Annotated in this window: 6 protein-coding genes; 3 read left to right on the forward strand and 3 right to left on the reverse strand. The window is 30.6% G+C overall.

The genetic code is table 11. The annotated features are described in order from the left end of the window. The 3 genes from pstA to phoU form a co-directional block, all read left to right on the forward strand. Positions 1-875 (forward strand): phosphate ABC transporter permease PstA (gene pstA, locus ACR0QS_RS10045; protein ID WP_432633312.1); only part of this gene is annotated, 875 nt, incomplete at its 5' end. An 11-nt stretch (positions 876-886) separates the two neighbouring features. Continuing rightward, positions 887-1,687, forward strand: a complete 801-nt coding sequence (gene pstB / locus ACR0QS_RS10050) for a phosphate ABC transporter ATP-binding protein PstB (RefSeq protein ID WP_432633313.1) — start codon at positions 887-889, stop codon at positions 1,685-1,687. Positions 1,688-1,738: 51 nt separating this feature from the next. Further along, positions 1,739-2,383, forward strand: a complete 645-nt coding sequence (gene phoU / locus ACR0QS_RS10055; RefSeq protein ID WP_432633314.1) for a phosphate signaling complex protein PhoU — start codon at positions 1,739-1,741, stop codon at positions 2,381-2,383. A gap of 788 nt (positions 2,384-3,171) precedes the next feature. On the opposite strand, the gene ACR0QS_RS10060 is transcribed toward phoU, so the two are convergent. The 3 genes from ACR0QS_RS10060 to mscL are packed head-to-tail and all read right to left on the reverse strand — an operon-like array spanning position 3,172 to position 5,875. Beyond that, positions 3,172-3,543, reverse strand: coding sequence for a methionine-R-sulfoxide reductase (locus ACR0QS_RS10060; protein ID WP_432633315.1), 372 nt, complete (start codon positions 3,541-3,543; stop codon positions 3,172-3,174). Positions 3,544-3,563: 20 nt separating this feature from the next. Beyond that, complete coding sequence (pepF, locus tag ACR0QS_RS10065; RefSeq protein ID WP_432633316.1) at positions 3,564-5,369, reverse strand: oligoendopeptidase F; 1,806 nt, start codon at positions 5,367-5,369, stop codon at positions 3,564-3,566. Between the two features lie 41 nt (positions 5,370-5,410). After that, complete coding sequence (gene mscL, locus ACR0QS_RS10070) at positions 5,411-5,875, reverse strand: large conductance mechanosensitive channel protein MscL (RefSeq protein ID WP_432633317.1); 465 nt, start codon at positions 5,873-5,875, stop codon at positions 5,411-5,413. Between the last annotated feature and the right edge of the window lie 224 nt (positions 5,876-6,099).

Here is a 6,099-nt window from a genome sequence, read left to right on the forward strand (position 1 = left end):
AAAGAATAAAAGAGAATATAAATAATTTTTCTTTTAAAAATATTAAAATGAAAAATGTTTCGACAAAATCCGAAATACTAAAATATATTTCAATTTTTGCTGCGATAGTTTCAACTTTATCGCTTATATTTATAGTTCTATTTATTTTTATCAGAGGAATTCCTTATATTAATTTTAATCTGCTTTTCGGCGAGAGCAATAATTCGCAAATGACATTATTTCCCGCGATAGTTTCGACTGCGATGATGCTTTTTATGGCGCTTATAATAGCCGTTCCGATTGGAGTTTTTTCGGCAATATATTTAACGGAATATTCAAAGTCGAATGGAAAATTAATTTATCTTATAAGAATATTTACCGACAGTTTATCGGGAATTCCTTCGATAGTTTTCGGGCTTTTTGGCATTTTAATATTTTTGGATTTGTTCGGCATAGGCAGAAATATATTGGCGGGTTCTTTGACTCTGGTTTTGATAATACTTCCTTCAATAATAAGACAAACGGAAGAAACTTTAATATCCATTCCAGCGAGTTTAAGAGAAGGCAGTCTGGCTTTGGGAGCTTCTAAAGTTCGGACGATATTTAAAATAGTTTTGCCATGCGGTTTTTCTGGAATAATTACGGCGGTTATTTTAAGCATTGGAAGAATAGTCGGAGAGAGCGCTGCGCTAATTTACACTTCGGGAGCGGTTAGATATATGCCAGTGGGTTATTTTAGCTCGGGAAGTTCTTTTGCCGTTATGATGTGGATGTTTTCAAGCGAGGGTTTATATATCAATCAAACATTTGCAACTGCGAGTATTTTATTAATGATTGTAATATTTCTTAACGCTTTGCTTTTTATTCTAAATAATAAATTAAAAAAAGATTATTAAGAGGATTAAATATGACTAAAGAATTGTCTAATAAAAAATTGAATTTCGATTTTGATTTGGAAACGGCGATTAAAACTCGAGATTTGAATTTATATTACGAAAATTTTCAGGCTTTGAAAAAAATAAATATCGATATAAATAAAAACAGCGTGACGGCATTTATCGGTCCTTCGGGATGCGGAAAATCGACTTTGCTTAAAACTTTTAATAGAATGAACGATTTAATTCCAAATTGTAAAATTGAAGGAAATATAGAAATCGGCGGACGCGACATATACGATAATAATATCAATGTTTCTTATTTGCGAAAAAATGTCGGAATGGTTTTTCAGAAATCGAATTTATTTGCAATGAATGTTTACGATAATATTGCCTACGGTCCGAGAACTTTTGGAATAAAAAAGAAATCCGAACTCAACGACATTGTGGAATATAGTTTGATTAAAGCGGCTTTATGGGACGAGATAAAAGACAGATTAAATAAAAACGCTTTGGGTTTATCGGGCGGACAACAGCAGAGATTATGCATTGCGAGGGCTTTATCGGTTAATCCGAAAATACTTCTTATGGACGAACCTACGAGCGCTCTTGACCCGATAAGCACGGGAAAAATAGAAGATTTGATAAACGAACTTAAAAAAGATTATACGATTGTAATAGTTACCCATAATATGCAGCAGGCTATGAGAGTTTCGGATAAAACCGCTTTTTTCTTATTCGGCGAAATTGTGGAATACGAAGATACGGAAGAAATATTTTATAAACCGAAAGATAGCAGAACGGAAAAATATATTACAGGAAGATTCGGTTAGAAAATTTTTTTAAATAATTTTTATTAGAAATAAATTTTTAAGGAGAAATAAATGATAAGATTTGAAGAAGAATTAAATCGATTGAAAGAATATGTAATAGAAGCGGGCGATATGATTTTAGGAGCTTTAAAAAACGCGAGAGATTCTTTACTAAATGGCGATATGGAACTTGCAAATCAAGTTATAGACAACGATAGAAATATAAATAGAATTTCTTACAAAATAGAAAGCGCTTGTTTAAAAATTCTTTTGCTCGAACATCCAGTCGCTACAGATTTGAGAATAGTTTCGGCGACTTTGAAAATAGCAACCGATTTGGAAAGAATAGGAGACCAAGCTAAAGATATTTGCGATTTATTAAAATTTTTGCTCGAAGGAAATATTTATAAAGACAAAATGGATACGATAATAGAAATGTCAAATATAATAGAAGAAATGGTAAAAAATTCTTTATCTGCCTTTTCTAAAAAGGATTTTGAATTGTCAAAAAGAGTGATAGAATCGGACGATAAAGTCGACAAATTATTTTATAAAGTTAGAGATTCTATGGTTGATTTGATAAAGAGCGGAGCGAACGACAGCGACCAGGCGATATATTTAATGATGATAGCGAAATATTTTGAAAAGATGGGCGACCATGCGGAAAATATAGCGAAGTGGGTTTATTATTACAGCACGGGCGATAGATATAAATGATTTATTCTTGTAGTTTTAGCAAATTTAATATAATATTTATTATTCGTATTTATAAATAAAAAAGACACCGCAATAAATACGATGCCTTAAAAAATTTATTCTAACAATTTAATTTTTATAAATTATTGTTTTGCAAAATTAAGAATTTGATAGCCGTATCTATCATATGCATGCCAATAAACAAAGCCACCATTAACGCCACTAAGTCCTAACATAATAACGGAAGCCGTAAGAGTTGATGCATCATTGAAAGTAAATTTTCCAATCTGCGATTTTGGTGTTAACACTGAAAGTTTATCATCATTATATGCGGCAAGATAACAAGAAGTAGGAGAAAGAGAAGAAGCCGTAAAAGTTAATTCTATTGTGTAAGGATATTCAAAAGTGTCTGCAAGTTTTCCAGCAAAATTATGATGCCAATTAAAACCTTTATCATTTCCTAAACCGCAATTAAAAATAAGGTTGCCTTCACTATCTATATTAAGGATAAATTCATATCCTGCATATGTGGATTTCCAAGTTCCTATAAGTTCCGAATATTTAGGCGTTGGATTTTGTTTTGGCTTACAGCTAATTGAAAATAATAATATAAATAATGCGATTAAAGATACAATTTTAGCACTTGACTTGACTTGACTTGACTTGACTTGACTTGACTAACGAATTTACAGTAATTTTTGTTATTTTTCATTTTTTGCCTCCAAAAAATTTATTTAATTTATTTATATTATAGTAAATTTTTTAGAGTTTGTCAATAGTTCAAAATCAAACTTTATGATTTTTTATATTTATTTTTTCGGCTTGAAAATCAATGAAATAGAATTAACGCAATGCCTGATATTTTTGTCGGTTAAATGTTCTCCCTCGAATACATGTCCCAAATGTCCGCCGCAGTTATTACAGGTTATTTCTATTCTATATCCGTCTTCGTCCAAAGTTCGTCTCACAGCGCCTTTTATTTCATCGTCAAAACTTGGCCATCCGCAATGAGATTTGAATTTATCTTCCGAACGATACAACTCGGCTCCGCATTGTTTACAGCAGTAAATTCCTTCTTCAAAAAAATCGTTATATTTTCCAGTGAAAGGATATTCCGTGCCTTTGAAAATTATAATATTTTTTTCTTCTTCCGTTAATTCGTTTAATTTTTTCTTATCCATTTTTATAATCTTTTAATTTTTTAATTTAATTTTTTTAATTCTTCTACTTCTTTTGCAAACAGTTTCAAAGCGCTTTCCACAACTTCTGGTTTCGTCATATCGACTCCAGCAACTTTCAAATTTTCTATAGGAGTTCTACTTCCTCCGCTTTTTAAGAATTTTAAATAATTATCTCTGTTCGTATAATCGCCTTTTTTATTTCCTTCAAGGACACCGTTTGAAAGTGCGACTGCCGCTGACATTCCCGTAGCGTATTTATAAACATAGAAAGAACGATAAAAATGAGGAATTCTTAAAGCCTCCAAATCGCTTGTTTCTTCCAAAACCGAATTTTTTCCGAAATATTTTTTAAGCAAGTCTTTATAAACATGTCTTATAAGTTCCAAAGTCGTTGGGTTTCCTTCTTCCGCTTCTTTGTGAATTATATGCTCGAATTCGGCAAACATCGTCTGTCTGAAAACAGTCGCGACAAAACTGTTAATATCTTTATTCAATAAAAATTTTTTAACTTCTTTTTTGCTTTCGTTTTTCATCAAATAATTAAAAAGTAGTTTTTCGTTAAAAGTTGACGCAACCTCCGCCTCAAAAATAGTATAATTATGATGCTGATAAGGATTATTTTTTCTGCTGTAATAACTATGCATGCTATGTCCCGCTTCATGCGCCAATGTAAATACCGATTCTATAGTCTCGTCTCTGAAGTTCATTAATATATAAGGTTCTGAAACATAACAGCCCGCCGAAAATGCGCCGCTCGTTTTTCCTTTATTTTCGTATTTATCAACCCATCTTGAATTCAAGCCTTTAATCAAAATCGAAACATATTCTTCTCCCAAAGGCTCGAAGGCTTTTCCCAAAATATTAACCGCTTCGTTAAAAGTATTTTTTATTTTTACATTTTTCACTATCGGAGCATATTTATCGTATTGTCTAAAATCTTTTATTCTCAATTTTTGCTGACAGTATTTATAATAATTATGCAAAGAGGGTAGGGCTTTATGGACGCTTTCGATTAAACTATCGTAAACTTTCACTGGAACATCGTCACCGAATAATTCCATCTCTCGAACGCTTTTATAATTTCTAATTTTAGCGCTAAATATATCCTGCTTAATTTGGCTTGCGTAAAGTTCGGCTAAAGTATTTTTATGTTTGTCATATTCTTTATAAAATTGATTATAGCTTTCTTTTCGGACGCTTCGGCTTTCGCTTTGCTGAAAACTTGAAAAAGTCGCATGAGTTAAAGGCATTTTTTTATTATTTATTTTAATCTCGCCAAAATCCAAATCGGCGTCATTTAAAGTGTCGAATACATTTGAAGCCGTTGAAGATAATTCGCCCTGCAACGCGAGTATTCTCTCTTCTTTTTCCGATAAAGTATGAGGTTTATATTTAAGAATTCTTTTTAAATAAATTAAATATTCTTTTAAAATTTCGTCTTTCAAAAATTCGTCCATTTTTTCGTCTTCAATGCTCATTAATTCTGGTTCAAAATAGCTTAAATTTGCCGAAAGTTCTGAAGAAAGTTTTGAAAATCTTGCCACTTTAATATTGGAATCGTTATTCGTCAAATCTTCCGTTTGTTTTAAGAAAGCGTAAGAGCCTAATTTTTCCAAAATTATTGACGCCTTCATTATCGAGTCTAATATATTTTTTAATTCTTTTGCAGATTTTGATAAATTCCCTTTGAATTTTTTCGCCTCTTTTGAGAATTCTTCCATCTTCTTAAAATCGATTTCAAATTCTTTATCGTTTTTGTATAATAATGATAGATTCCAAGTATCTTCCGTTTTTACATTTTTTCTTAAAATTAATTTGTCTTTCATTGACTAAAATCCTTTATTAAAAAATTTAAAAATTAAAATAATTATTTATCTAAACTCGAAGTGCAATTCGGACATTTAACTGCTTTTATATTTATAGTAGAAAAACAGTAAGGGCAGGTTTTTTCCGTCACTTCTTTTTCTTCTTTAGCTTTTTTTACGAAAGAAGTTTCCATTTTGTTGAAAGCTTTTATAATCAAAAATATTGCAATCGCCGTTATTAAAAATGTTATAAGAGTGTTTATAAAAACTCCAAAACTTATTACGACAGCTCCCGCAGATTTTGCAGCTTCCAAAGAATGATAAGGACCTTCGTTTTCCACGCCTTTTTTTATGACAAAAAAGATATTGGAAAAATCTATTCCTTTTAAGAGCAAACCGATTGGCGGCATTAAAATATCATTAACCAGAGAATCGGCTATTTTACTGAAAGACGCTCCTATGATAATACCGACAGACATATCGAGTATATTTCCTCGCATGATAAATTTTTTGAATTCGTTTAACATAATTATCTCCGTTTTTAATTTATTAGAATTTATATAGATTGATTATATATTAAACGCGATTAAATTAAAAGTATTATTTAAGTTATCTTTATAAAACTTGCTATTATGATTAAATTAAAAAGCGGTTATAATTTGAGTTAAATATATTTTGAAAGCGCAAAATAAACGATATAATAAATAATAGAAACAAATAGTTAACATAATACTTATTATAGGAATATTAA

Origin of the sequence: Brachyspira sp., assembly GCF_050873525.1 — a bacterium.
Lineage (GTDB): Bacteria > Spirochaetota > Brachyspiria > Brachyspirales > Brachyspiraceae > Brachyspira.

What these genes read in the sequence shown, in the direction of transcription:
- pstB (WP_432633313.1), top strand. Translation starts at nt 887, where the DNA reads ATGACTAAAGAATTGTCTAATAAAAAATTGAATTTCGATTTTGATTTG.
- phoU (WP_432633314.1), top strand. Translation starts at nt 1,739, where the DNA reads ATGATAAGATTTGAAGAAGAATTAAATCGATTGAAAGAATATGTAATA.
- ACR0QS_RS10060 (WP_432633315.1), bottom strand. Translation starts at nt 3,543, where the DNA reads ATGGATAAGAAAAAATTAAACGAATTAACGGAAGAAGAAAAAAATATT.
- pepF (WP_432633316.1), bottom strand. Translation starts at nt 5,369, where the DNA reads ATGAAAGACAAATTAATTTTAAGAAAAAATGTAAAAACGGAAGATACT.
- mscL (WP_432633317.1), bottom strand. Translation starts at nt 5,875, where the DNA reads ATGTTAAACGAATTCAAAAAATTTATCATGCGAGGAAATATACTCGAT.